General features: G+C 57.1%; 19 protein-coding genes and 1 tRNA gene. 8 read left to right on the top strand and 12 right to left on the bottom strand.

Translation table 11 applies throughout. From position 1 onward, the window contains the following. Nucleotides 1–124: 124 nt before the first annotated feature. Both G438_RS0107135 and G438_RS0107130 read right to left on the bottom strand, forming a co-directional pair. The gene (locus G438_RS0107135; RefSeq protein ID WP_026460722.1) at nucleotides 125–1,789 is read right to left on the bottom strand and encodes an alpha/beta hydrolase; all 1,665 of its coding nucleotides are present in this window, start codon (nucleotides 1,787–1,789) and stop codon (nucleotides 125–127) included. A gap of 10 nt (nucleotides 1,790–1,799) precedes the next feature. Continuing rightward, nucleotides 1,800–2,159 carry a hypothetical protein gene (locus G438_RS0107130; protein WP_026460721.1) on the bottom strand — a complete coding sequence of 120 codons (360 nt, stop codon included), beginning with the start codon at nucleotides 2,157–2,159 and terminating at the stop codon, nucleotides 1,800–1,802. Between the two features lie 323 nt (nucleotides 2,160–2,482). Between G438_RS0107130 and pflB the strand changes: the two genes are divergently transcribed. The 3 genes from pflB to pflA all read left to right on the top strand — a co-directional run bounded on the left by pflB (nucleotide 2,483) and on the right by pflA (nucleotide 5,868). Then, nucleotides 2,483–4,597: a formate C-acetyltransferase gene (gene pflB, locus G438_RS0107125; protein WP_034285651.1), complete on the top strand. Its 2,115-nt coding sequence runs from the start codon at nucleotides 2,483–2,485 to the stop codon at nucleotides 4,595–4,597. A 37-nt stretch (nucleotides 4,598–4,634) separates the two neighbouring features. Then, nucleotides 4,635–4,886: an autonomous glycyl radical cofactor GrcA2 gene (gene grcA2, locus G438_RS0107120; protein ID WP_026460719.1), complete on the top strand. Its 252-nt coding sequence runs from the start codon at nucleotides 4,635–4,637 to the stop codon at nucleotides 4,884–4,886. 106 nt (nucleotides 4,887–4,992) lie between these two features. After that, entirely contained in the window at nucleotides 4,993–5,868 is an 876-nt protein-coding gene (gene pflA / locus G438_RS0107115) for a pyruvate formate-lyase-activating protein (RefSeq protein WP_051259405.1), read from the top strand. Between the two features lie 103 nt (nucleotides 5,869–5,971). Here the strand turns inward: pflA and def are convergent, their stop codons facing one another. Next, a complete protein-coding gene (def, locus tag G438_RS0107110; protein WP_026460717.1) occupies nucleotides 5,972–6,568 on the bottom strand; it encodes a peptide deformylase in 597 nt (198 codons plus the stop codon). After that, the gene (locus tag G438_RS0107105; RefSeq protein WP_026460716.1) at nucleotides 6,565–7,323 is read right to left on the bottom strand and encodes a gamma-glutamyl-gamma-aminobutyrate hydrolase family protein; all 759 of its coding nucleotides are present in this window, start codon (nucleotides 7,321–7,323) and stop codon (nucleotides 6,565–6,567) included. The genes def and G438_RS0107105 overlap by 4 nt, the downstream gene beginning before the upstream one ends. 171 nt (nucleotides 7,324–7,494) lie before the next feature. On the opposite strand from G438_RS0107105, the gene G438_RS0107100 reads away from it, so the two are divergent. Together G438_RS0107100 and G438_RS0107095 are read left to right on the top strand one after the other, a co-directional pair. Further along, nucleotides 7,495–8,385, top strand: a complete 891-nt coding sequence (locus G438_RS0107100) for an aldose-1-epimerase (RefSeq protein WP_240471024.1) — start codon at nucleotides 7,495–7,497, stop codon at nucleotides 8,383–8,385. Beyond that, nucleotides 8,369–11,065, top strand: a complete 2,697-nt coding sequence (locus G438_RS0107095; RefSeq protein WP_051259404.1) for an ATP-dependent RNA helicase — start codon at nucleotides 8,369–8,371, stop codon at nucleotides 11,063–11,065. The genes G438_RS0107100 and G438_RS0107095 overlap by 17 nt, the downstream gene beginning before the upstream one ends. Nucleotides 11,066–11,296: 231 nt before the next feature. Here G438_RS0107095 and G438_RS11345 read toward each other — a convergent pair whose 3' ends face one another. From G438_RS11345 to argS, 3 genes are all read right to left on the bottom strand, one after another. Continuing rightward, nucleotides 11,297–13,672, bottom strand: coding sequence for a S8 family peptidase (locus G438_RS11345; RefSeq protein ID WP_051259403.1), 2,376 nt, complete (start codon nucleotides 13,670–13,672; stop codon nucleotides 11,297–11,299). Nucleotides 13,673–13,963: 291 nt separating this feature from the next. Then, the gene (gene lysA / locus G438_RS0107085) at nucleotides 13,964–15,388 is read right to left on the bottom strand and encodes a diaminopimelate decarboxylase (protein WP_051259402.1); all 1,425 of its coding nucleotides are present in this window, start codon (nucleotides 15,386–15,388) and stop codon (nucleotides 13,964–13,966) included. Nucleotides 15,389–15,390: 2 nt separating this feature from the next. Next, nucleotides 15,391–17,070 carry an arginine--tRNA ligase gene (gene argS / locus G438_RS0107080; RefSeq protein WP_026460712.1) on the bottom strand — a complete coding sequence of 560 codons (1,680 nt, stop codon included), beginning with the start codon at nucleotides 17,068–17,070 and terminating at the stop codon, nucleotides 15,391–15,393. A gap of 99 nt (nucleotides 17,071–17,169) precedes the next feature. Between argS and G438_RS11340 the strand changes: the two genes are divergently transcribed. Further along, entirely contained in the window at nucleotides 17,170–18,414 is a 1,245-nt protein-coding gene (locus tag G438_RS11340) for an Nramp family divalent metal transporter (RefSeq protein ID WP_051259401.1), read from the top strand. A 173-nt stretch (nucleotides 18,415–18,587) separates the two neighbouring features. Here G438_RS11340 and G438_RS0107070 read toward each other — a convergent pair whose 3' ends face one another. Further along, nucleotides 18,588–19,037, bottom strand: coding sequence for a ribose-5-phosphate isomerase (locus G438_RS0107070; protein ID WP_026460711.1), 450 nt, complete (start codon nucleotides 19,035–19,037; stop codon nucleotides 18,588–18,590). Between the two features lie 137 nt (nucleotides 19,038–19,174). Between G438_RS0107070 and G438_RS0107065 the strand changes: the two genes are divergently transcribed. After that, nucleotides 19,175–19,247 (top strand) — tRNA-Arg (locus G438_RS0107065). 127 nt (nucleotides 19,248–19,374) lie between these two features. Then, entirely contained in the window at nucleotides 19,375–20,784 is a 1,410-nt protein-coding gene (locus G438_RS0107060; protein ID WP_026460710.1) for a sodium:proton antiporter, read from the top strand. Between the two features lie 33 nt (nucleotides 20,785–20,817). On the opposite strand, the gene G438_RS11335 is transcribed toward G438_RS0107060, so the two are convergent. The 4 genes from G438_RS11335 to G438_RS0107040 all read right to left on the bottom strand — a co-directional run bounded on the left by G438_RS11335 (nucleotide 20,818) and on the right by G438_RS0107040 (nucleotide 25,003). Next, entirely contained in the window at nucleotides 20,818–21,636 is an 819-nt protein-coding gene (locus G438_RS11335; protein WP_034285647.1) for a glycerophosphodiester phosphodiesterase family protein, read from the bottom strand. Further along, nucleotides 21,636–22,481, bottom strand: coding sequence for a M23 family metallopeptidase (locus tag G438_RS0107050; RefSeq protein ID WP_026460709.1), 846 nt, complete (start codon nucleotides 22,479–22,481; stop codon nucleotides 21,636–21,638). The genes G438_RS11335 and G438_RS0107050 overlap by 1 nt, the downstream gene beginning before the upstream one ends. A 153-nt stretch (nucleotides 22,482–22,634) precedes the next feature. After that, complete coding sequence (locus G438_RS0107045) at nucleotides 22,635–23,687, bottom strand: hemolysin family protein (protein WP_026460708.1); 1,053 nt, start codon at nucleotides 23,685–23,687, stop codon at nucleotides 22,635–22,637. Continuing rightward, the gene (locus G438_RS0107040) at nucleotides 23,687–25,003 is read right to left on the bottom strand and encodes a hemolysin family protein (RefSeq protein WP_026460707.1); all 1,317 of its coding nucleotides are present in this window, start codon (nucleotides 25,001–25,003) and stop codon (nucleotides 23,687–23,689) included. The genes G438_RS0107045 and G438_RS0107040 overlap by 1 nt, the downstream gene beginning before the upstream one ends. Nucleotides 25,004–25,078 lie beyond the last annotated feature (75 nt).

Raw genomic sequence — 25,078 nt, 5'->3', positions numbered from 1 at the left:
CGCTGCCCAAAAGGAATCGTCGGCTCAGGCCAAAACCTCATCACCTCCTCCTGCGCAGGCACACTCCCACACCCCGCCAAAACCAACACCGCACACGCACACATGCACCGCCATAGTCGGCCCATTATTTCCTCCCGACAACTACCTGCGCGATATCTATCAATGTTTGTGTCCCGGGTTCCAAAAAGGCGCTATGTGTCCCCACCCAGTGATCTTTCGCCTGGTGATATCCCGGCCAATCCGTCGCATCGTTAGACAGCAAATTCACACCCTCAAGGTCCGTGGCCCCTTTACCAAAAATGAAGTCTGGTCCAAGCAGCGGCACGATATCGCCTTCAGGCATCGCCGTTGCCCATATATTGCCCTGAGGAAGCGCGTATTCGCTCAATGAAATAACCCCTGTACCCGGTGACCCAAAGAGCACTAGGTCGTCGACCACATGCGTACCCAGCAGTGTGGCGGCAAAGGAGCCTGTGGTCGAACCATAGGAGTGCCCGAGGACGGAAAGATGTACCTCCCGATGTGCACTATCACGCGAGGCATCGATACCGCTGACAAAGCTAGCGAGGCCTTGCGCCCCTTGCTGTGCGCTCCCTGTTGTAAGTACTGCCGGATCAGCACCCATCTGTGGTGCGTCATAGCCTAACCACGCAACCATCGCTAAGCCTTCCTGTGTTCGTATGCGACCGTCCACAGTGTTGCACACGTTACCTATCTGTCTGAGCGCACCCGCTAAAGTATCCGTAATATTTGTTCCCCTGCCAGTAACATAGACGCCCACATGCGCAGCTGCATCAACGTTGCCTAGTGCAACCGCAGCTTTTGTTCGCGCACCAGTCACATCAAGTGTCAGCAGGGATACTGGCTCTCGATCCGCCCGAGGCGTCGCCAATGCCTCACTGATTGTTTCTAAGTCAGCCACGCGCGCCTGAGCCTCGTAATATCGGTCGGCCACTTCTGTATGCAACCATGCGTTGGCACCTCTTCCGCCAAATATCAGCGCCGCACCTCCACGCATGGCATGAAGTTCTGACTCAATTGCGGCAAGTTCTGAGCGCGCCTGTTCTAACAGTGCAGGTAGGCGCAACCGATTTGCTCGGTCACGTGACGCAGCATCAATGCCATCGAGATTGCCAATGAGGTCCGGATGGCCCGAGATCAACTGCTCCTTGTCTTCAGCGGATAATTCCGACCACCACGCGGCAACTTCAGTAGGTGACCATGTAGATTCTGGCAACATCGGCAAACCGGCGGCAATGCCGTGACGCACACCCGCCTCGGAAAGTACCAAGGATCCATTAATCAGGGGCCGAATCCGGTCGCGATACCGCATATCTACCTCCGCTGCCAATTCGCACGCCTGCCCTACCATTACTTGTGCACGCACCTGATACGACGCACACAAACACCCAGAACCGTGTAGTTCGACATCACACTGTGTACCGATCACATTTCCTACCGCATCAATACTGCTATATCCCTGTTCAGCCAGCTCCTTCGCACTGTCCACAAGGGCGACGACCTCACTCACACCCGTTTCCAGTTCAGCACTCGCCAGCATCCATTCGGCGAGCACATAGGCGTGTTCCTCATGTTTTTCAATAAGCTCACCCGCTTTGGTCCGCGCAGCGGTAGCAGCCAAACCTTGCGAGGTAAAGCGATGACATGCGTCACGAATATCCTGCGCTGCGGCGCCAACCACATCACGCTGACCACTCAACAGGTACCGCACCTCGTCAATACGGTGGTAGCGCCACTGTTGGACATCGCTCCACGCCAATGGCCTCATCACGGCTCCCTCATCCTAGGCGTGCTTTAAGACGTGCAAGGGAGGCTGAATCCGCACCCTTTGGCGTGAGCTTTTGAAAAAAGACATCAAGGATCGACAGTACATGTTGCTCACAGTACGCAAAGTCGCTGGCTGTCCCACGCGAAGCATCAACAAAATGCTCACTTTTGTTTGTCAACAACTTTGTTTGGGCATCGCAGTGGTGAGCAAGCTCTTTCACCACTGAAACACTTGCGGCCCCCGGTATGGCATATTCAAGCAAAGCCGCGATCGTGTCGCAGTCAAGCCGCGCGATAGGCGCCGCTGCTTCTTCCACAGCTGCTGCCAGTCGCTCAAAATCACCATCGACAACCTCGATATCAACCGACATCGCCACCACCTTGTGAAGCAAAGCACACGAATACGAGCAACTATAGACCACTGTACGACCGCAACGAAATTGACATCCGATCCACCAAAGACACTAATCGCAGCAAAGGTCACAACCAGGAAAGGACCTTTGTCCCTCCGTAAAATCTGGGACCATTGGCATAACGCCATCGGTGACCGATTGCACTGGGCACGGAGGCTTCTTCACCTGCCTTTCATGGAACGATCGGGCCACACTGGAATAGCGTCCCACACGACGCACCATGGGCAACACAGTCCATAAGCCCCCACAATCGGGCTTTGGAACACCTGGAAAGAGGAATAATGACAGAGCAGACCGCTCACACTGACGTGACCGCAGCCTGGGAGGGCTTCGAGACTGGTCCTTGGACCGAAGCGGTGGACGTTCGCGACTTTATTCAACGCAATTACACGCCCTATGAAGGTGATGCTTCATTCCTCGCTGGCCCAACCGCGAAAACACTACGCGTGTGGGAAACCCTTGAGGAAAAGTACCTCAAGGAAGAACGTAAAGTCCGCATCCTTGACGTTGATACACACACACCCGCCGATATTGACGCATTCCAACCGGGATATATCAGTGAAGACGACGACGTCATCGTTGGCCTTCAAACCGACAGCCCACTCAAACGTGCCATGATGCCCAATGGCGGTTGGCGTATGGTGGAAACGGCGATCAAAGAAGCCGGAAAAGAGATTGACCCTGAAGTCAAAAAGATCTTCACCCAGTATCGCAAGACCCACAATGACGCGGTTTTCGATATCTACACGCCTCGCATTCGTGCCGCACGTTCCTCCCATATCATCACCGGTCTACCCGATGCTTATGGCCGTGGACGCATCATCGGTGACTACCGCCGCGTTGCCCTCTACGGCGTCGACAAACTCATCGAATGGAAACAACTCGACAAAGATGCGGTCATTGACCAACCTTTCTCCGAGCACTGGGCGCGCTACCGCGAAGAACACGCCGAACAGATCAAGGCCCTCAAAAAGCTCAAGAAGATGGCTGCCGACTACGGTTTCGACATCTCTGGTCCGGCGCGTAATTCACAAGAAGCCGTGCAGTGGACATATTTTGCCTACCTTGCTTCGGTGAAATCGCAAGATGGCGCGGCCATGTCTATTGGGCGCTTGTCCGGATTCTTCGACGTCTACTTTGAGCGCGATCTGCGCACGGGTGCTGCCACCGAATCCGAGATTCAGGAAATCATCGACGCCCTGGTCATTAAACTGCGGATCACCCGTTTCCTGCGCACCATTGACTACGATCAGATCTTCTCCGGTGACCCCTACTGGGCAACGTGGTCCGATGCAGGTTTTGGTGACGATGGCCGTACCTTGGTGACAAAAACCTCCTTCCGTTTGCTTCAAACGCTGCGCAACCTTGGTCCAGCGCCCGAACCGAATATCACAATCTTCTGGGATGAAAACCTTCCTGCGGGTTACAAAGAGTTCTGCGCCGCCATTTCGATTGAAACCTCCTCAATCCAGTACGAGGCCGACGAGCAGATTCGCCAACATTGGGGCGACGACGCCGCTATTGCCTGCTGCGTATCCCCAATGAAGATCGGCAAGCAGATGCAGTTCTTCGGGGCGCGCGTCAACGCTGCCAAGACGCTGCTCTACGCCATTAACGGCGGGCGTGACGAAATGACTGGCAAGCAGATTGTCGAAGGCTACGAGCCAATCCAGGGTGATGGGCCGCTTGACTTTGACGAGGTGTGGGCCAAGTACGAAGAAATGCTTGACTGGGTGGTGGGGACCTACGTCGAAGCCCTCAATATCATCCACTACTGCCATGACCGCTACGCCTACGAATCCATCGAGATGGCGTTGCATGATTCAGAGATCATCCGCACCATGGGCTGCGGTATCGCTGGATTGTCAATCGTGGCTGACTCCCTCGCGGCCATTAAATACGCGAAGGTCACACCTGTCCGTGATCCAAGCGGGCTGATCGTCGATTACATCACCGAAGGCGATTTCCCCACCTACGGCAATGATGATGACCGGGCTGACGATATTGCCGCAACCGTCGTGCACACCGTCATGGATAAGATCAAATCCATCCCGATGTACCGTGATGCCATTCCGACCCAGTCGGTCCTCACCATCACCTCGAATGTGGTGTATGGCAAGGCAACAGGGAACTTCCCCTCGGGACACCGTGCTGGTACGCCTTTTGCCCCTGGTGCAAATCCAGAAAACGGCATCGATACCCACGGCATGGTCGCGTCAATGCTGTCAGTTGGAAAACTCGATTACAACGATGCCCTTGACGGGATTTCACTGACCAATACGATTACGCCTTCAGGGCTTGGCCGCACTAAGGACGAGCAGGTCCGCAACCTCGTCGGCATCCTCGACGCAGGCTTTGTTCCTGACGACGACTGCGAATTCCAAGTCCAATCCTGATCCGTCCCCATTCCCCTACACAAGAAAGATTACCGACATGGCTACCAAGACCTACGAAGAACGCCTCGCCGCAATGAAAGCTGCCCGCGAAGAACGCGGTCACCGCGCTGGCCTGTACCACGCCAATATCAATGTTCTGGACCGCGCCACCCTCGAAGACGCCATCGAGCACCCTGAGAACTACCCGAACCTCACGGTCCGCGTCTCCGGTTATGCAGTGAACTTCGTCAAGCTCACCCGTGAGCAGCAGCTTGACGTCCTGTCGCGAACATTCCACCACAGCGCCTGAGACCACGCACGTGGCGTCGGCCTGTGGGTCGGCGCCACGCTGCATGAGGACACACTGTGAGACCAGCGTTGGCCTCACACATATTTCGTTGAACCAGGAGACCGTCATGACCAGTGTTTTCATCGACGCGGCCTCTGTAATGGGGGATCAGAATTTTCAGCCCCCCACTGCACGTACCTCAGGCGCTGGCACGCAAGGACTGGCTGAACTGACCGATATTGAGCGCCACGAGCGTTTAACGCGGATGCGTGAAGGCACCCTTGGGTCGATCCACTCCTGGGAACTTGTCACTGCTGTCGACGGGCCGGGTACACGTCTGACAATCTTCCTGAGCGGCTGTCCCTTGCAGTGCCTGTACTGCCACAATCCTGACACAATGCAGATGAGGGACGGTAAGCCCGTTGAACTTGACGAAATCATCGCCAAAATACGCCGGTATCGCCGGATTTTCCGTGCGAGCGGAGGTGGCATCACCCTTTCCGGTGGCGAAGTACTCATGCAACCAGCCTTCGCTGCCCGTATCCTTCGCGCCGCAAAAGAAATGGGCGTCCACACTGCGATTGACACCTCCGGTTTTCTTGGCGCCGCTGCCAGCGACGAAATGCTGGCCGACGTTGACCTTGTCCTTTTGGACGTGAAGTCGGGGATACCTCAGACGTATCGGAAGGTCACAGGACGGGAGCTTGCGCCAACCATCGAATTTGGCGATCGCTTATCGGCACTCGGTAAAGAAATATGGGCCCGTTTTGTCCTGGTACCCGGACTCACCGATGATCCAGAGAATCTGGAGGCCGTGGCTGACATTATGGAGCGTTGGTCCTCGATCAGCCGTGTCGAGGTCCTGCCCTTCCACCAGATGGGAACCGATAAATGGGATGCCCTTGGCTTGGAATACACTTTGCGTGACGTGCGCCCGCCGTCTGCGGAACGCACCGACCAGGTCAGGAAAGTCTTTAAGAAACGCGGCTTTACTGTCTATTAGAGGTTTTTACCGTCTAATAGACGCTTTTTCTATCGACGGAAAACCGCGGCCTTCGTCTACGAAAAGCCACAGCTCCTCAGTTGTCGCGGGCGCCTCAGTCGTCCTATCCCTGAGGCGTCCAACTCAGCGCCCCAACGCCCCACCCCTCGCGGGCAACGGCACGCTGAGCCGCCTCATCAAACGGTGAAGTGAGACGATCGACGTAGAGCGTACCCAGTAAGTGGTCGTACTCGTGTTGGAAAATCCTTGCAAGCCACCCGCGCGCTTCGACACGTATCTCATGACCCACCATGTCACTACCGGTAAGTACCGCATGGTCAGCGCGCCGCAGCGGATAGTCGTAGCCCGGCACTGACAGGCAGCCTTCACGTTCCCGCTCTCGGTCAAGGCTGTCGTCGCGCCACTGGGACAATTCGAGACGCGGATTGATGACGTGTCCACTGCTCGTCTCGCGAGGAATATCGACGTGGTGACTACGTCGCAGGTAGCGGTCATAGATGCTGTGCCCGTCAAATTCCCACACAAATATTTGCAGGTCTACGCCCACTTGAGGGGCAGCCAAGCCGACACCAGGCGCAGCACGCATCGTGTCGAACATGTCAACAATCAGGGTGCGAATATTGTCGTCGACGACTGCCACTTCCCGCGCTGGAGCATGCAGGACTGGCGTGCCGGTAATCGTAATGGGTAAAACCGTCATGCCACCAGCGTAGTGCGCTGACGCTGACGCGGAGCAACGCGGTTATGAAGGTCACCCAGCAGACGGGCCAATTGCGTGCCGTCGTCGGCAGGATCTTCGGGGTGCCACTGGACGCCGATGACGGGTGCCCACAGGTGTTCGATGGCCTCCACCATGCCGTCGCCTGCGGTGGCACTGATCCTCAGATCATTGCCGAGGCGCCTCACCGCTTGGTGGTGAGCAGACGATGTCGTTAATGCAGGGGCGTTGTCAAAAACCTCAGCGAGGCGCGTGAGCGGCGTTATCGCGACATCGTGGCGAACAAGAATGTGGTCGTCAAGGATCGTGGGATTTGCGTGCGTCCGCGAGGCAATATCTTGGATAAGGTCACCACCGAGCGCCACATTGATCGCTTGCATACCTCGGCATATCCCCAGCAGTGGCAGACCTTTGTTGACACAGTGGCGCACCGTGGCAAGATAAGCCTGGTCTGCACGATACCAATGGCGCGTTTCACCACTGTATCCGCGTGCTGCACCATATGTGACCGGGTGAAGGTCTTCGCCGCCCATCAGCACGACTGCGTCCACGTGGGCAAGGCGATGAACAATCTCAGCGCCATCGAATTGTGCGAAGGCGCTCGCTATTTTCCATTCAGTGGAGGCTACCTCGGCCATTCGGTCCCATAAGCGTGTCGCGATGCGGTTATATTGAGCGTCCCCTGGGCGTTCAGGCAGGACGCTCACCACGAGTAGCGTCGGCTGATGAGATTGCATACCCCTACCCTGGCACGGGCATTGGTCTGATTGCAGAGGTGTTCATGTGGCAAGCATTTGTGACACATCCTCGGTCGTACCACAGCAATAGGTGGCACGTGAGAAAATAAGGGATGGCGACGCAATGGTGACGCTCGTAACGTCACCGACACTTCAATGATGGGAACTCACATGGCACCCTCCGTTTCGGGAACAGAAATCGTCCTCACTTCAGGGCTTTACAGTGCACGTATCGTCACCGTTGGCGCCGGAATTGCGGGCCTGAAACTCAAAGGGGTTGACCTCATCCATCCTCACAGCGTGGACGAACTACCCCAGGGTTACCTTGGTAAAACGCTCGTCCCGTGGCCGAATCGTATCGCCAACGGCGCTTACACCTGGAATGGCGTGCAATACGCTGTGCCGATTAACGAGCCGGAGACAGGCACCGCGCTCCACGGCCTGATGTGTTGGCAGGATTGGCAGATCGTTCACGCTGACCGCGACTCGGTCACCTTAAGTAGCTTCGTGGCGCCACGCTACGGCTACCCGTGGCCACTTCAGACTTCAGTGACCTACGCGTTACACGGCGAGACGGGACTGTCGGTAACGATCACCACGAAGAATATTGGGACCCAAACCGCTCCCTATGGTTCTTCCTCTCACCCTTACCTCACGCTTGGTATGAGGCCTGTTGATGCCTACGAGCTCACCCTGCCCGCATCCCAGGTTGCTTTAGTCGATGAGTCGATGATCCCAACGACCTGCGTTGAGGTGGAAGAGGCGCAGATGGATTACCGTCTGCCCCGTCTGATCGGCGCCCAGTCCATCGACAACGCCTTTACGTCATTACCGCAAGGACCGTGGACTGTTCGCTTGGCTCACGGCGAATCATGGGTGGAACTAGAGTCAGATGCACGGTGGGTACAGCTTTACACTGGCGAACGGGTAGGCCGTCAGTCGGTGGCAGTTGAGCCAATGCCGTGCGCACCCAACGCCTTTAATTCCGGTGATGGCCTTGTGGAATTAGCTCCCGGCACCTCTCACACGTTGCGCTTCACTGTCCGTGGACACATTGTCTAAACGTACCTGCGACGACCTACTGGCTGCCCCACCTCAGTTGCCTGTCGCGCAGGCTCTTCCGCAGCTACGCGCCCTTGCAGCCAGCCCTGGCCGTGCCTTGGTGATCAGTGCACCGCCAGGTTGTGGGAAAACGACGCTATTACCGCCCCTGCTGGCAAGCCAGTACCCCGACGCAACGATCATCGTTACCCAGCCCCGACGTGTAGCTGTACGTGCCGCGGCGCGACGCCTCGCCTCGTTACTTGGTGAAGCTGTGGGGCAGACAGTGGGATATTCCGTGCGTTCAGATACGCGCAAAAGTCCCGGTACCCGCATCGAATTCGTCACCCCGGGTGTGCTGCTGCGGCGGATGAATCACGACTGTGAACTCAGTGGAGTTGCCGCTGTTGTCCTTGATGAGTTCCATGAACGCCAGATCGAAACAGACCTCCTTCTGGCATTTCTTATTGAGGCACGCCAGGCATTACGTGACGATCTCACGATCTGCGTCACCTCAGCAACACTAGATATCGAGCGCATCGGTCGTTTCCTTGCCGATAGCCTGGGTGCAGATCAAGTCGCGCAGGTAGACGCTCCGGGGGTGACCTATCCGCTGGATATCCGTTGGGCTCCACCGCCACGAGGTGTGTGTGCCCTTGCACCACTCGGTGGCGACGGCCGTATTGGCGTCACCCCGGCGTTTATTCGCCACATTGCCGCACAAGCAGCACAGGCATATTACGTGGCCAGCGGCGACGTCCTCGTATTCGTGCCGGGTGTGCACGAGATACGTGCCGTCATCGATATCTTGCGTGAACAGGTCCCGACGGCCAATATTATGCCGCTGCATGGGCAATTGAGCAGTGCGCAGCAAGATGCGGTGCTTACTCCGACGCACACTGCTCCCACCGGCCAGCAGCCACACTCCCCCACCGGCCAGGCAGAAGCATCCGTGCGCCAGGCAGAAGCTCCCACAGACCAACCACATTCCCCCACGCACCAGCCACACCACTTTCCCGATCCGCCTGCAAGGCGGGAAAAACGCCGGATAATCGTGTCAACAGCCTTGGCTGAATCAGCCTTGACGGTCCCCGGGGTGCGCTGCGTCGTCGATGCCGGCCTGTCCCGTGAAGCGCGCCTCGACTGGGGTCGTGGGGCAACGCAGCTGGTAACAGTTCCTGCAACGCGCTCACAGATGGGCCAGCGCGCGGGACGTGCCGCACGCGAAGGCGCGGGTATCGTCGTGCGATGTATTGATCAGGCCGATTGGGTACGGCGAGCCGAATACACGACACCTGAAATTCACACGGTTGAATTAACTGATAGCGCACTTCAAGCAGCTGCCTGGGGCAGTACATTAATGAGCCTTCCGCTCTTGGACTTGCCCCCCTCGGGCGCGTATCAGGCCAGTCACACTCATTTGCGTGCACTGGGCGCAGTGAATGAATCGGGGACGCTCACCTCATTAGGAAGGCGTCTGGCTGAGCTTCCACTGTCGCCCCACTGGGGTCGAGCCCTCTTAGCTGTCTCCCCCACCATCGGTGGGAGGCGCGCAGCGCAAATGGTCGCATTTTTGTCCGAGTTTGAGCATTTCCAGTGTGACGATGTGGCATTAGCATGGCACAGGTGGTGCCGCACGTCTCGCACAAACGATGCGATTACAACGCAGGCAAGGAGACTCCACGCCTTTGTGTCCGAAGAGGTGGCCGACACGCAGCTGCATGACGATGACGCATTAGCCTTGTGCGCTGCCTTTAGTCGCCCACAGTGGATCGCTCGGCGACGCGGATCTACGCGCCGTTATTTACTTGCTGACGGGCAGGGCGCCACGTTACGACCAGCCTCGTCGCTTGAAGGACACGATTGGCTTGCCATCGTCGAACTTCAAGGTGTTGCGGGGGCCGACAATACCATCACCGCTGCGCTCCCCATCGCCGAATCCGACGCACTGCTGTCTGCGCAATCTATGCGCTGCACACGCCAAGAAGTATCTGTTGACGCCGACGTTGTGCAGGCGTGGAATATCGACTCCCTCGGCGCCATTGAGTTGGCACGTCGCCCACTCTCGCCGGTACCAACTGAGGCGGTTGCCGAGGCGTTGCACCGCCTCGTGGAGACTCGTGGCGTCACGCTGCTGACATGGAGCAAGGAGGCGTATGCCTTACGACATCGGATGGGCGCGGTATTCCAGACATGTGGCCCTCCTTGGCCAGATGTATCGGATGAGGTGCTGTGTGACGCCCTGAAGGAGTGGGCGACCAGTCATGCTGATGAGATCGCACACCGTCGACGCCTCGGCACGTGGGATGCGATTGATTTTTTACGCGCACTACTTCCATGGCCTGAGGCCGCGCACCTGGATGCTTTGGCGCCCAATAGAATTGAGATTCCCACCGGCGATTACCGGAATCTCGATTGGTCACAAGGCACACCGATACTAACGCTGAGAGTACAGGAAGCTTTTGGGTGGGTTGAGACGCCACGATTTATTGGCGGACAGCTTCCCCTTGTTCTGCATTTGACGGATCCTGCTGGTCGCGTGACGGCAGTGACCTCCGATTTGGCGTCCTTTTGGGCGGGGCCGTACCAGCAGGTGCGCGCGCAACTTCGCGGTCGTTACCCTAAACATCCCTGGCCGCAGGACCCTTTGAGTGCTGCGCCAACCTCGCGGGCGAAGCCTCGATCAGGTGCGACACAGTAGCGCCGCAAATACCCACCAAACAGCGAGCATAGGCTGGACTAGCGTACATGCACCCGCCTGCAGGCACACTCAATGCTGCGTACGCACACGCCAGTCGGCATACGCTGGACCGCGTGCACACCCGAACGGGCCCACCCGCTATTAACGTATTCCGCGGCGAATCCACATACGTCGCCGACCTAAACGGTGACGTATCGGATTCGCCGCAGATCGCACTCGGAGCCGACGGACCTAGGCGCGTCGTTGACGCAACGTCAGCACACCGAGTCCAGCCAGACACAGGGCTGCCGCGACAAGTATCCCTGCATCAGATCCAGTGGACGCCAACGCATTGCGAGAACGCGGCGCTGCGACCTTCACCGAAGCAGCACTTCCTCCCGTTGGTCCTGTTGAGGGAGCCACCGGTGTCTCAGACTTCGCGGTGACCGTCAAGGGCGCCAGCGTTTCACCACCAAATTGGCCCGTTGCCACCACACGGTGCTCACCGAGCTCAAAATCAACGGGAACCTTCCACAGCAGGCTTGCGCGGCCCGAGCCATCAGCAACTACCGTGCCTGCAAGCACTGGTGTCGAATGGACGGTGAAGGTCACTTCTTCGCCCGGTGCAAAGCCTTTGGCGGTAAAAGTGACTTCGCCACCTTGTGGCACCGAGGTGGCGCTCACGGCAACTGCGATACCCGGTGCATCATTGGTGTCATCGTCGTCGCCATCGTCAACGACAGTGCTGCCAGGCAGGAGCGTGAAGGTCACAGTATCGGTGACGTCATCATCGGCGCGCGCATCGTTGTTACGTCCGAATGCTTCGAGCTGAACGGTAATGGCTTTGCCGCCCTGCGGCAAGTCAGCGAAATCTGAGGCACGATACGCCTTGGAGGTCACAGTGGCGGAACCGTCAAATGCGCCGTCCGCTGTTGCCTGGATGCTGCCAAGAGTGTCGGCTGTTCCCGACACTATTAATTGTGTGACGGGTCCTTGTGCCGAGGCGCGTAGCATAAAGGGCGGACGAATCTTCGCACCTTCAGCGTTATGCCAGGTGGCCCCTCCATCAGTGGTGTATTCAAGTGCACCCAAGGTGGGCTGAGGCTGATCACTCAGTACTGCTGCAAGGGCGTTAGCCAAGCCGTGACCACGGTACTCCGCACCATCGGTTGGTGCTCCGAGCCTCGCGTAGTTCTGCTCGGCATGCTTGTAGAGCAGCGATTTGACCTGAGCGACACTCAGCTCTGGGTTAATCGCACGTAGGAGGGAGGCGACACCGGATACGTGTGGCGCGGCCATCGAGGTGCCGCTGAGTCGTGCGTAACTAACGGAGTAGCCAGAAGAGATTGTCGAAAGAATACTTGAGCCAGGTGCGGCAACTTCAATGGAGTTCACACCATAGTTAGAAAAATTCGAACGGCTGAGCGTGGCAGTAACCGGGTCTGCTTGGCTGGGCAAGGCGACTGCCGATACTGTCACGACTGAGTCGAGCATGGCAGGGATATCCACGCCGTTGCTAACGTCGCGCCCAGAGATTGCGGCACCGGCCACGTCATTTGGCGATTCATCATCGGTCGTCGGATTGTCGAGGTTGTGGCTGGAGTTACCGGCGGCCACGATATTGACGACGCCCTGAGATTCGGCGTAGTTCACTGCGCGTGTGACAACCTCCAAGCCGGCGGCTTGATTCGCTTGGGTGGGAACCCAGTACGCCCATGGATCGACGTAGTAGCTGTTATTGGTGATGTCGAATCCGTGTTGAGCTGCCCATACGAAACCACAGGTGACGTATTCGGGGTAGAACAGGCCTTCACTGTTCGACACTTTCACTGCTGCGAGGGTCGTTGACGGGGCAACACCTTCAACGCCGATGGAATTGTGAGCCGCCGCCACAGTACCCGCAACATGTGTGCCGTGGTAGTGGTCATCCGCCCAGGCGGCACTGTCGGTCCGAGGAAGACCGTTGACTTGACAGCCAACGGACAGCGCGGGGTCAACCTGGTCACGCAGGTCCGGATGTGTGGCATCAATACCTGTGTCGAGGATGCCGACCACGGTTTTTTCCAGTGGCACATCCACCTGTTGTGCTTCCAGGGCGCCTATGGCGTAAAGGCCCCACGCTTGGGGGGTATGCTCATCGGGCGTAAATTCTTCAAGTTGTGAACCGTCTGCAAGGCCTGCATTGGCGGGTCCTTGGGCAGCAGCAGCGGCGGTAACTGGACTGTCAAGAGCGACGACGACTTCAGTGCCTGTAACGGTTGCTGTTCGGGTTGGACCGATGGAGTCGAAGGCGATATTGGCAGCCGATAGCGCCGCACCAAGTTTCGCAGCAAAATCGGGGGTCGCTGACTGAACGAAGAAGCTGGAGAACTCTGGATATGTGCCAAGTGTGACGGCACCTAATTCGGTAGCTTTAGCGATGGCGGTGTTGACATGTGCACTGCCCAGCGTGAGGTTGACTGCGTAGTTCATCGGTTCTCCGGCGTTTGTTGTCGCTTCGGAAACGATTGCGCGGGAGGATGTGGGTTCTGCGTGAGCTGTGGGCACGGTGTGCAGGCCTAAGCCAAGAAGTCCGAGGGCCAATGCTGCGGCAGTAATGCGCCGAGTGATAGTAGTCGGTTGCACCATAGTCACTCCTTCATGCTATTGATGGGATGCAGCGTTCCTGCATCTTCAACCGTACGTTTGTCGGCTCGACAGGCGAGACTACGACCACGACTTGAGATAATATTCAAAAATTGCATATCAAATTGAGATGCAGCCTTGATAATCTATTGAAGCTTGTCGCGCACAAAGGACATGCATCTACACAACGAAAAATCGCGCGTGAACTTCAGGCGACAGCGTAGGAGACCCGCCAAAGCAGCGCAGGAGACTGCCAGATCACGGGCCGCCGTTCACAGGCATACGTCCCCAGGCTCACAGACATACGTCTAGCGCCAAAAGGTCGTCAATGGTCTGCGGTCGCATAATCCACTGGGCCTGACCATCCTCAACGGCAACGACCCCCGGCTTGGTGAGCATATTGTAATTCGATGCCATGGAGTAGCCGTAAGCGCCGGTCACAGGGACAACCAGCAGGTCGCCTGCACGCACATCGTCAGGCAAATCAACATCCCAAACGACGACGTCACCCGACTCGCAGTGTTTGCCAACTACCCGCGAGCGCACAAGGCTCGCCTGTGACCGTCGATTCGCCAGCGTGGCTGTGTAATGTGCCTGGTACAGCGCGGGGCGAATGTTATCTGCCATGCCACCGTCGATGGCGACATAGCGTCGACGCTTCGTATCGTCTCCCAAGATGGCGTCTTTGACTGCGCCCACACGGTAAAGGGTAACGGTCGTAGGTCCAACCACTGATCGTCCAGGTTCAACCGAAACACGTGGGATGGCCACACCCAGCGCCGCACATTTTTCGCGGATTACCGAGGCGATGGCACGCACCGCTTCAATGGGTGGGATTGGCATTGGATCTTTTCCTGTGTAGGCGATCCCAAGTCCGCCTCCAAGATCAATCTCTGGTAGGTCACGGCCAATATTTGCCTTAATTTTCGCCAGAAGATCACAGACGATCCCTGCCGCTTCGACAAATCCTTGTGTGGAGGCAATTTGGCTGCCGATGTGGCTATGCAAGCCGCGTAGTTCAAGGTTGGGGTGTGCCTCGATAGCGTTAACCACCGCATCAAGCTGGCCGTCAAATGCACCCACCCCGAATTTTTGGTCCTCGTGGCCTGTGGAAATGTATTCATTGCCTCCCGCATGAACACCGGTTTTTACCCGGATCATCACGCGAGCAACGCAACCTAAACGGCTGGCAATGGCGCCAACTTGATCGACTTCACCCAGCGAATCAATGAAGATCCGCTCGATCCCCTCTCCGTTACCTGCGCTCAACGCCAATTCAATTTCGGCGTCAAGTTTGTTATTCCCATGTAGGCCGACACTTGACGGCGGTGCGCCCGCGCGAAGGGCAAGGGTGAGTTCACCCAGCGAAGCGGTGTCAATCCCCATCCCTGCCTCCATTACCGTGCGGATCACATCGGCACATAGGAAGGCTTTGCCTGCATAGAATGCGTCGCCACCGTTCATCCCGTAGCCGTCCCAGAATTCTTCTGCCATGGCGTGTGCCCATACTTGGGCTCGCGCCCGCAGATCTGCACGGTCGAGGATAAATACTGGGGTGGCAAAGTCGCGGGCAATGTCGGTCAATGGTACCCCGGCGATACGCAGCACCCCGTCGTCGCCTCGCACTGCGGTCCACGGCCACAGGTCAGGCCGTTCGTCAGGTTCCGGCGCTACGAGCGTGCCAAGGTCGGCTTGCATATCGTGGGGTGCCTGTGCCATGACTACATCCTTTCTGGTGCGTCAACGCCAAGAAGTCCCAGACCACTGCGGAGCACCTGGGTGACTGCATCGTTGAGCCATAGGCGGGCAATGTGACCGGCGTCAACGGGATCGTCGCCACGTGGCGTGACCCGGCACTTTCCGTACCATGTGTGGTAGGCAGCTGAAAGGGATTCAAGGTAGCGAGCCAAACGATGGGGTTCACGCAGCTCGGCAGCCTGTGTGATCTGTGCTGGGAATTGTGCCAGTACACCCAGTAATTCGGCATCTGCGGGGCTATCTAGTGCCGCTGGGTCAAATCCCGCGTCACGTGACACGCCGTGTTCGGCAGCGTTGCGGGCGACATTGCATGTACGTGCGTGTGCATATTGCACGTAGTACACGGGATTGTCGTTGGTGCGGGAAGACAAAAGATCAAGGTCGATGTCAAGGTTGGAGTCCATTGACACACGTACCAACGCATAACGCGCGGCATCAACGCCGACGGCATCGACAAGGTCATCAAGGGTCACAATGGTGCCCGCACGCTTGGACATGCGTACAGGTTCCCCGTTTTTCACCAGGTTCACCATCTGTCCGATAAGGATCTGCATATTTTTGCCGGGCGTATCACCAAATGCCTCGCACATTGCCATCATGCGGCCGATATAGCCGTGATGGTCGGCGCCAAGAAGGTAAATGGCGGCGTCGGCACCGCGAGAACGCTTATCAAGGTAGTAGGCCACATCGCCAGCAAAATATGCTGCCTGTCCATCTGACTTGATAAGGACGCGATCCTTATCGTCGCCATACGTGGTGGTACGTAGCCACACGGCACCGTCGAGATCGAAGACCTCGCCGCGCTCACGCAAAACGTCAATGGCCCGCGCCACTGCTCCAGATTCGTGGAGTGAATCCTCGTGGAAGAAAACGTCAAATTCTGCGTTGAAGGTCCGCAGACGTTCCTTGATTTCGTCAAACATGAGTTCAACGCCACGTTTGCGGAATGCTTCGACGGCATCCTCGGTGGGCAAAGTCGCAGGGTCAACCTCACCCGCTGCTTGGGCGTCGGCTTGAACGCGGGCGGCAATATCAGCGATGTATTGCCCGCCATAGCCGTCTTCGGGCGCCTCCTGTCCCAGGGCGCGCGCAAGCAGCGAACGCGCAAAGCGGTCAATCTGTGCGCCATGGTCGTTGAAGTAGTATTCGCGGGTCACCTGCGCACCGCAGGCCGTCATCAGTCGCGACAAGGAATCGCCTACGGCTGCCCATCGCGCCCCACCAAGGTGCACCGGACCAGTAGGATTTGCCGACACATATTCTAGGTTGATGTGGGTGCCGGCAAGACTGTCATTACTGCCGTAACGATCGCCAGCCTCGACAATGGTCCGCGCAAGTTCACCGGCTGATGCAGCGGCAAGGCGAATATTGATGAACCCTGGTCCGGCGATATCGACACTGTCGATGCCATCAACAGTTGCAAGAAGTTCGACGAGCACCGCCGCAAAGTCACGGGGAGCCATCCCCGCTTTCTTTCCGAGCTGCATAGCGACATTGGTGGACCAGTCACCGTGGTCGCGGTTACGTGGACGTTCAACTTTTATCACCGACGGAATGTCGTCGATTGCGATACTCAGGCGCCCATCAGCCGAGGCGGTGGTCAGGCAGGTGCGGATCTGTGCGGCAAGTTCTTCTGGAGTCACCCCCAAATCCTAGAACTTCTTGGGCCGTTCGGGCTACCTGGGCCACCGCGAACACGCTAGAATTTCGGTGAACCGAAAATTAACACTTCAAGGAGCGCCGTGAGCCATCAGGACGCCCGCAGCACCACAGGACATACCTTCCGACTCCTTGGTCCCGCATTCGTTGCTGCTATCGCCTACGTCGACCCAGGCAATGTTGCCGCGAATATCACCGCCGGAGCACGCTATGGCTACCTCCTCGTGTGGGTCCTTCTGGCCTCAAATATTGCGGCCATGCTGATCCAGTATCTGTCTGCGAAACTGGGCATCGTCACTGGCGACTCCCTCCCCGCGATCCTGGGCAAGCGCCTCGGAAAGCACGCGAGACGTGCCTACTGGCTGCAAGCAGAATTGGTGGCGGCAGCAACCGACCTGGCGGAAGTCATCGGCGGTGCGCTTGCCCTTCATCTGCTCTTCGGCCTTCCGCTACTGTGGGGTGGCGTCATTGTAGGTATCGTGTCGATGGCCCTATTAGTCCTTCAAGGCAAAGGGCGCCAACATCGTTTCGAATTTGCCATCATTGCCCTGCTTGTCATCATCACACTCGGATTCCTTGCGGGGCTGGTGATCGCACCGCCAAACTGGCAGGAAACCGCCGGAGGCCTACTCCCCCGCTTCGCTGGTGCAGACTCGGTACTAGTTGCGGCCTCGATGCTTGGGGCTACCGTCATGCCCCACGCCGTCTACCTGCATTCATCACTGGTCAATGATCGGCATCATCACAAGGGCGCGCGCACCGCAGCACGCATCCGACAACTCCTCAAAGCCACACGTATTGACGTACTCTGGGCCTTGTCGCTTGCGGGCGTGGTCAACATAGGTTTGCTACTGCTTGCCGCATCGTCACTTCAGGGAGTTGAAGGTACTGACACTATCGAAGGTGCGCATAGCGCGATCAACACCGCACTGGGTACAGGCATCGGGGCTATCTTCGCCGTAGGACTGCTTGCATCAGGTTTGGCTTCCACGTCGGTCGGAGCCTACGCAGGTTCAGAAATTATGAAGGGCCTGCTACATATCCGCGTCCCCATCCTGTGGCGCCGAATTGTTACGCTACTTCCTGCACTAGTGATCTTGGCAGCAGGAGCAGAACCCACCTGGGCGCTGGTATTGTCTCAGGTTCTCCTGTCCTTTGGCATACCGCTTGCGATTATCCCGCTGATCCTTTTAACGTCGTCACGCCAAGTGATGGGTGAATTCGTTGACCGAGTGCCCACACGTATTGCAGCAGGTGCGGTGGCTTTCTTGATCGTCGCCCTCAATCTGTTGCTGGTATATCTCACTATTGCCGAGGCCATCCAATAGTCCCGCTGGCAGCGCTACGACGCTGTCTGCCTGTTTGACGCTCAGTGGCAGGAGCCTTTACTGCGCAAGACCCCGTGAGGCTGGGTACTTTTGAGCGGCGAATCTGCACGCACTACCGCAGCAAAGGGTAACTGTGAAGACTCGCCGCCGAATCGAATATTTGAGCAAGAAGTCTAGCGATTGGCCTCGTAGGCGTGCATGAGGTCGATGCGCCGCTGATGCCGCTCATCACCACTGAAGGGTGTCGTCAAGAATATTTCGATCAGCGCAATGGCTTCCTCTTCACTGTGCTGACGTCCACCCACGGACACAACATTGGCATCATTGTGTTCGCGCGCCAGGGCAGCGGTGGCCTCGTTCCACACCAGGGCCGCACGCACGCCTTTAACGCAGTTCGCGGCCATTTGCTCACCATTGCCACTGCCACCAATGACGATACCCAGCGAACCAGGATCAGCGACGACCGCCTCGGCAGCTTCAATGCACATCGGCGGATAGTCATCCAACGCATCGTATTCATGGGCGCCGTGGTCAACCATGTCGTAACCTTTAGCGGAAAAATATTCAACAATGCGATTCTTCAGTTCGAATCCAGCGTGGTCAGTTGCGATATGAACTCGCATATCACCCTCCTTTGGGTATCCTCTGTGGCGCATGGTGCGCATGAACTCCATAAGTATGCCATTTGTGCACCTGGTAACGATGTGACCAACGGCGTGCATCGCAGTGCTCAAGATGCTGCTAGACTTGCTGCTCGTTAGCCCCGATAGCTCAGTGGATAGAGCGTTCGCCTCCGGAGCGAAAGGTCGCAGGTTCGAATCCTGTTCGGGGCACTTTTTGTTGTGTCGCTGCGGCGTAACAGAGCCGCCCTTCCCTCTCATCTCCCGGAATGCCGCGGCAAAGTCGCTCCGCTCAACCTAAAGTTGTAATGGCCGCATTCCCGAGAGTAAGGACATTGTCGTGACTTATCCCTGGTGGTCATTGATCCCCTTCGTATTAATGTTGGGTTCCATTGCGCTGCTCCCGATTATTCCGGCAACCTCTCATTGGTGGGAAAAAAATTCCAGCCAACTCACTGTGGCTCTAGCTCTTGGTATCCCAACATCTATCTGGATGTTTGCCCATGCTGGTTCCGAACCACTCATCGCCACCGGTATCGACTACGTCCAATTTATTTGCCTACTCTTCGCCCTCTTCGTCGTTTCAGGCGGCATACACCTAGCGGGCGATATTGAAGCAACACCACGTAATAACACAATCTTCTTGGCCATCGGTGGCGTGCTTGCCAGTTTTATCGGCACCACCGGTGCAGCCATGCTCTTGATCCGCCCACTGCTGGCAACCAACAAAGAACGCACGCATCGCGTACACACGGTGCTTTTCACCATCTTTATTGTGGCGAACTGCGGCGGTATTTTGACACCCCTTGGTGACCCACCACTCTTCCTCGGTTTCCTCAAAGGTGTGCCTTTCACGTGGACATTTACTCTGTGGGCAGAGTGGGCATTCGTCCTTCTTCTGCTGCTGCTGAGCTACTACTCACTTGATTCGATGTACTACGCGTCAGAGCCGCGTAGCGCACTGACGCAAGACCGCACCCAGGTCACACCATTGAGTTTGCGCGGCAAAATTAACCTGCTGTTCTTTGCCATCATTATTCTCGCTGTCGCCTTCGTCCCCTCCGTTGACGCACACGAGGTCGCCGCAGGTCACGTTCACGGCCTCGCACTAGTCCCGTGGCGTGAAATCGTTATGGTGAGTGCGGCCTTGGCTTCCTATTTTGTCGGATCCAAGGAGGTGCGTTTCACCGATAATGCCTTCACCTGGACGCCGATCCGCGAAGTAGCATTCCTCTTTATCGGCATCTTTGCCACGATGGCACCTGCGTTGCGTTTCTTGGAACAGGTTGCCCCCAGCCTTCCCCTGAATCGCATCACCTTCTTCGTATTCACTGGTGGCCTATCGGCGGTCCTTGACAATGCACCCACCTACCTCACCTTCTTCGAGATGGCCAAGGTTTTGCCCCAAGAGCCCGGGATGGTTCTAGTCGCAGGCGTCCCGGAACTCTATCTTGTACCTATCTCGCTTGGAGCGGTATTTTGTGGCGCCATTACGTACATTGGTAACGGCCCGAACTTTATGGTCAAGGCTGTTGCAGAGAGCGATGGTGTGCCAATGCCCAGCTTTGGCGCCTATGTCGTTAACGCATTCGTGTTACTAGTTCCCACACTTGCAGCGATGGCACTCATCTTCATTGCGCAGTCACTATGGGCGAATATTGTCGGATGGTTGCTGACCGCGTTCATCATCGCGTGGTCGGCAATACGCATCTATAAGGCGATGGCAGCACGCACACCCTCGGAAAACTAGTCGCAATGGCCACACACGGGCGCTTTTAGTCGATTAGTCGCGAGGCGCGCCTGTGCCGCCTTCAACTGGGGGCGGCACATCCTGCCATACGCCACGCTCAAGCATGACCGCGCGCGCAATGCTGGGATAGTCCGTGACGATGCCATCGACCCCCAAATCCAATAAACGGTGCATCTGAGCTGCTTCGTTAATTGTCCACACATGCACTGCCAGACCATTGCGGTGGGCGGCTGCAACAAAGCGCCGGTCGACCACGCGCAGTGGACCATGTGTGACGGGAACCTGCACCGCACGCACGCCCTGTTTAGGGCCCGGTACACCCCAGGCTGCGGCATCTGAGGCCGTTTGGGCGGCAACAACAAGCTTGATCACACCCACCGTCCCCAACGAAGTCGTGAGTCTTGGCCCGTAAAGCTGGCGCAACTGGTCAAGGCGCCGCTGCGAAAATGAGGCGACAAGGCAGCGATCAAGCGCACCTTTGCGGTAGAGAAGTTCCACCAGCGGCACGGCCACAGCAGCGCTTTTCGCGTCGATATTGAAATACATATCGGGGAAGGCGTCGAGCATCTCCTCCAGGGTACGCATCTTCTGGCCATCTTTACCTTCAAGAGCCGACAACTCGTCCCAAGTCATCTCAGCGATACGACCACTGCCATTGAAGGTGCGATCGACAGTCTCGTCGTGGTTGACAACAACAACCCCATCTGCGCTCAGATGCGCATCAGTTTCGATATGTCGCACGCCTAGACGACGCAACGCCTCAAAGGCTTCTTCACTGTTTTCTGGCGCCTCCGCGCCACCGCCTCGATGCGCAATGACAAGCGGCCCGCGCGCACCTGTCACTGGATACATCAGCACTCCTGGCCGAGGAAAACGGCACCAACCTCTTCAAGCCATGCCATCGGGTCTTGGTACTCTTCGTTGGCGTAAATTACTTCAAAGTGAAGGTGAGGACCGGTTGACCAGCCGGTATTGCCGACGCTACCGATACGTTGACCTGCGCTAACGGTGTCGCCCGGCGATACCAGGGCATAGGTGAGATCTTGGTGAAGATACTGGGTGTAGTACACCGAGCCGTCAGCTGCTTGGTGGCGGATGCGGGTATATCCACCCATGCCGCCGTTGTATTCGACTCGTTCAACCACGCCATCTGCCACTGAGTACAGCGGTGTTCCCAACGGTGCCGACAGGTCAATGCCGTTATGCATGGTGTAGGTGCCCAGCACAGGGTGCAGTCGGTAGCCAAATGGGGAGGTGAAATTGTATGTGCCGTAGCCCATCGGCCAGTAGATGAGTTCCTGCTTCACAATAGTGCGTTCGCCCGCAGCAACGGTTTCAGCAGCCACACAGGCGTCAACCGTAATCGGGGTGCGAGCCCGCGCACGCGAGGCGGCAGCAAGATTTTCCCCCAAAGCATCAGCTTCCACCAGGGACCCTTGCGCACCCACCCACGTAGTGCCCGCAACGGGCGTGCCAATTTCACGCACCGGTATAGCAATGGAACGTTCACCGTTAACAAAACCTGAGATTGGTGCAGCAACGGTCAATGCGGCAAGGGAAGCGAGAACCAAGGACCGGAAGGCACGGCGACGGCGCGGCTTGGCCGATACGGCGGGCAATTCGCCGCTGAGCGTCACGTCGCGCGTTTGCCACTGCTGACGTGTCGGCAGCGGACAGTTAGTGTCCTTATGTGTCACTCCGCTCTCCTCATTTCGTTGGTGACATGCTGAGCGTTGTTTCAACCCTGTCTAACCTACCTCGTGGGCTGACCTTCGCGCGACTCTTTCGATCAAGGAGTGGAGAGCAACACACGCACCCAGCGATCCATAATGGGCTTCAGGTCACATTTTCTAGGACTCACGCCCCAATTCACGCTGTAAGGCATCACGAACCTCGCCAACAAGTTCCTCAATGACATCCTCAAGGAAGAGCACACCGACGGTTTGTCCGTCTTCATGCAGCACCTCAGCCAGATGTGTGCCCGTGGCTTGCATATGGCGCAGGGCGTCCTCAACCTCATCAGTCGCATGTACCGATTCCATGCGGCGGATACGCCACCGGTCAATTGGCTTGTCACGGTCATCCTCCGTGGCGTACAGGATGTCTTTGACGTGGATATACCCCATTATGTGCCCACCGGAATCAACAACAGGAAAACGTGAATATCCGGTTCTGGCCACCTTTTCTTCAACATCCGCCGGCGTTGCGGACTCGTCAAGGACCATCAACCGTTCCAAGGGCACCATCGTCGACTGGGAGGTTTCCGCCGAAAACTCCAAGGTCCCACTGAGCAGCCCCAATTCGTCATCGATCATGCCTTCTTGGGCTGACAGCTCCACGATTGACGCGACTTCTTCCACCGTGAAGGTTGAGGCAATCTCTGACTGTGGCTCCACACCAAAACGCCGCAAAAACCAGTTGGCAGTGGCATCCATAGCGTGAATGATCGGCCTGAGTGCGCGACCAATAGCAACCAACGGCGGCGCAAGTAAAAGCAAACTGCGGTGCGGGGTAGCAATCGCAATATTTTTCGGCACCATTTCACCGATAACCACGTGCGCAACCAACACAACCACCAACGCAAGGGTAAATCCCACAACATGAGCGCTACCTGCAGGTAAACCAGCAGCAACTAATGGCTCTTCCACAAGGTGCGCCAAAGCAGGTTCGGCAACAACGCCCAGTGAGGTTGAGGCGATCGTAATCCCCAGTTGACAGATTGCCAGCATAAGCGACACGTGTTCAAGGGCATGCATCGCAGCTTTAGCCCCGACCGTACCCGCTTCAAGGAGCGGCTCAATTTGGCTGCGCCGAGTCGACGTAGTAGCAAATTCTCCCGCAACAAAAAAAGCGTTAATCAGCAGTAAGACGACTGTGACACCCAGTGCAGCAAGTGGACTCATTATTCCACCTCACCATTGGTTCGTGTCACGCTGAGGAGCGTGACACGCCGCCCCTGCACCTGAGCCACCTCAATGCGGTAGCCCGCCTCGACAATCGTGTCACCAACGGTGGGCACCGCACCAAGGCGCGTCATCACAAGACCCGCAATGGTGTCCCACGGGCCATCGTCGGGCAAGGCAATACCTTGCCGGTGAAGAAGTTCGTCAGGACGCAAGGTACCGGGGATGAGAAGTGAGCCATCGGGGCGTGTCCGAATACCGAGGCGCCGATGGTCATGTTCATCGGCAACTTCCCCGACGATTTCCTCGACAACATCTTCAAGGGTCACAATGCCAGCGACACCACCATATTCATCCACCACGACAGCAATCTGAAGACCTTCGTCGCGCAGCTGCACCATCAGCGGCCCCAGTTCCAGCGTTTCAGGTACACGTTGCGGCTCCGCTAACAGCGATTGAGACAAGACCGACACGTCCGCTCGGCGCTCAAAGGGCACGGCAATAGCACGGCGCAGCGAAACAAAACCAAGAACATCATCTGAGTCATCACCGATAACAGGGAAACGCGAGTGCCCCGTTTCTCGCGCTAAAGCAACGACATCAGCCGCAGTCGATTCTTCTGGCAAGCTCCGCATCCGGCCACGGTCAGTCATCACATCAGCAGCACTGAGTTCCGAAATACGTATCGAGTTAGTCAAAAGCGCTGCCGTAGACGTATCCAACGTGCCTTCCTGAGCACTGTGACGCACCAGGGCCGCAAGTTCGGAGGCTGAACGTGCCGCTGAAATCTCCTCTTGCGGTTCAATTCCCATTCTGGCCAAGATCCAGTTCGCCATTGCTCCCAACACGATGATGGCTGGTTTAAATACGGCAGTAAACACCATATGTGCGGGTACCACTGCGCGCGCTGTTTTCAGGGGATGCGCCAAGGCCAGATTTTTTGGTACCAGTTCACCAAAGAGCATTGACATTCCGTTAATGATGAGTGCCGCCACCATGACACCGATCGTGGTTGAGAGCGCCGCAGCTACGCCACTGTTGACCAATGCATTGTCAAGAAGCGTGGCGATGGTAGTTTGCGTGGTGTAACCCAGCAGGATCGTCGTGAGGGTAATACCGATTTGAGCACTCGACAGCTGCGTTGACAGTGTTTTTGTCGCACGCAACACCTGCGTGGCGCCTTTGTCGCCTTCAGCGGCACGTCGCTCGACAACGGCCTGGTCAAGGGCAACCAGCGAGAACTCAGCGGACACAAAAAGGAATGTCCCCGCTGTAAGGACAACGCCCAACAAGAGCATCACAATGTTGAGGATCATCTGGCTGCCTCCCCTTTGACCAAAGGGAGGTGAATGACGCGAGAAAGGCACGTTCGGCCGGTACTGTCACTGTCC

This window comes from Schaalia suimastitidis DSM 15538, assembly GCF_000429105.1.
Lineage (GTDB): Bacteria > Actinomycetota > Actinomycetes > Actinomycetales > Actinomycetaceae > Pauljensenia > Pauljensenia suimastitidis.
Note: the sequence above shows the minus strand (reverse complement) of the source record. Positions and strands in the feature narration are given on the sequence as shown.

Coding starts and splice junctions, on each gene's coding strand:
- G438_RS0107135 (WP_026460722.1), bottom strand. CDS start 1,789: ATGAGGCCATTGGCGTGGAGCGATGTCCAACAGTGGCGCTACCACCGT.
- G438_RS0107040 (WP_026460707.1), bottom strand. CDS start 25,003: ATGATCCTCAACATTGTGATGCTCTTGTTGGGCGTTGTCCTTACAGCG.
- G438_RS11345 (WP_051259403.1), bottom strand. CDS start 13,672: ATGGTGCAACCGACTACTATCACTCGGCGCATTACTGCCGCAGCATTG.
- grcA2 (WP_026460719.1), top strand. CDS start 4,635: ATGGCTACCAAGACCTACGAAGAACGCCTCGCCGCAATGAAAGCTGCC.
- G438_RS0107105 (WP_026460716.1), bottom strand. CDS start 7,323: ATGCAATCTCATCAGCCGACGCTACTCGTGGTGAGCGTCCTGCCTGAA.
- pflB (WP_034285651.1), top strand. CDS start 2,483: ATGACAGAGCAGACCGCTCACACTGACGTGACCGCAGCCTGGGAGGGC.
- G438_RS11335 (WP_034285647.1), bottom strand. CDS start 21,636: ATGTATCCAGTGACAGGTGCGCGCGGGCCGCTTGTCATTGCGCATCGA.
- pflA (WP_051259405.1), top strand. CDS start 4,993: ATGACCAGTGTTTTCATCGACGCGGCCTCTGTAATGGGGGATCAGAAT.
- G438_RS0107100 (WP_240471024.1), top strand. CDS start 7,495: ATGGCACCCTCCGTTTCGGGAACAGAAATCGTCCTCACTTCAGGGCTT.
- G438_RS0107045 (WP_026460708.1), bottom strand. CDS start 23,687: ATGAGTCCACTTGCTGCACTGGGTGTCACAGTCGTCTTACTGCTGATT.
- def (WP_026460717.1), bottom strand. CDS start 6,568: ATGACGGTTTTACCCATTACGATTACCGGCACGCCAGTCCTGCATGCT.
- G438_RS0107070 (WP_026460711.1), bottom strand. CDS start 19,037: ATGCGAGTTCATATCGCAACTGACCACGCTGGATTCGAACTGAAGAAT.
- G438_RS0107130 (WP_026460721.1), bottom strand. CDS start 2,159: ATGTCGGTTGATATCGAGGTTGTCGATGGTGATTTTGAGCGACTGGCA.
- lysA (WP_051259402.1), bottom strand. CDS start 15,388: ATGGCACAGGCACCCCACGATATGCAAGCCGACCTTGGCACGCTCGTA.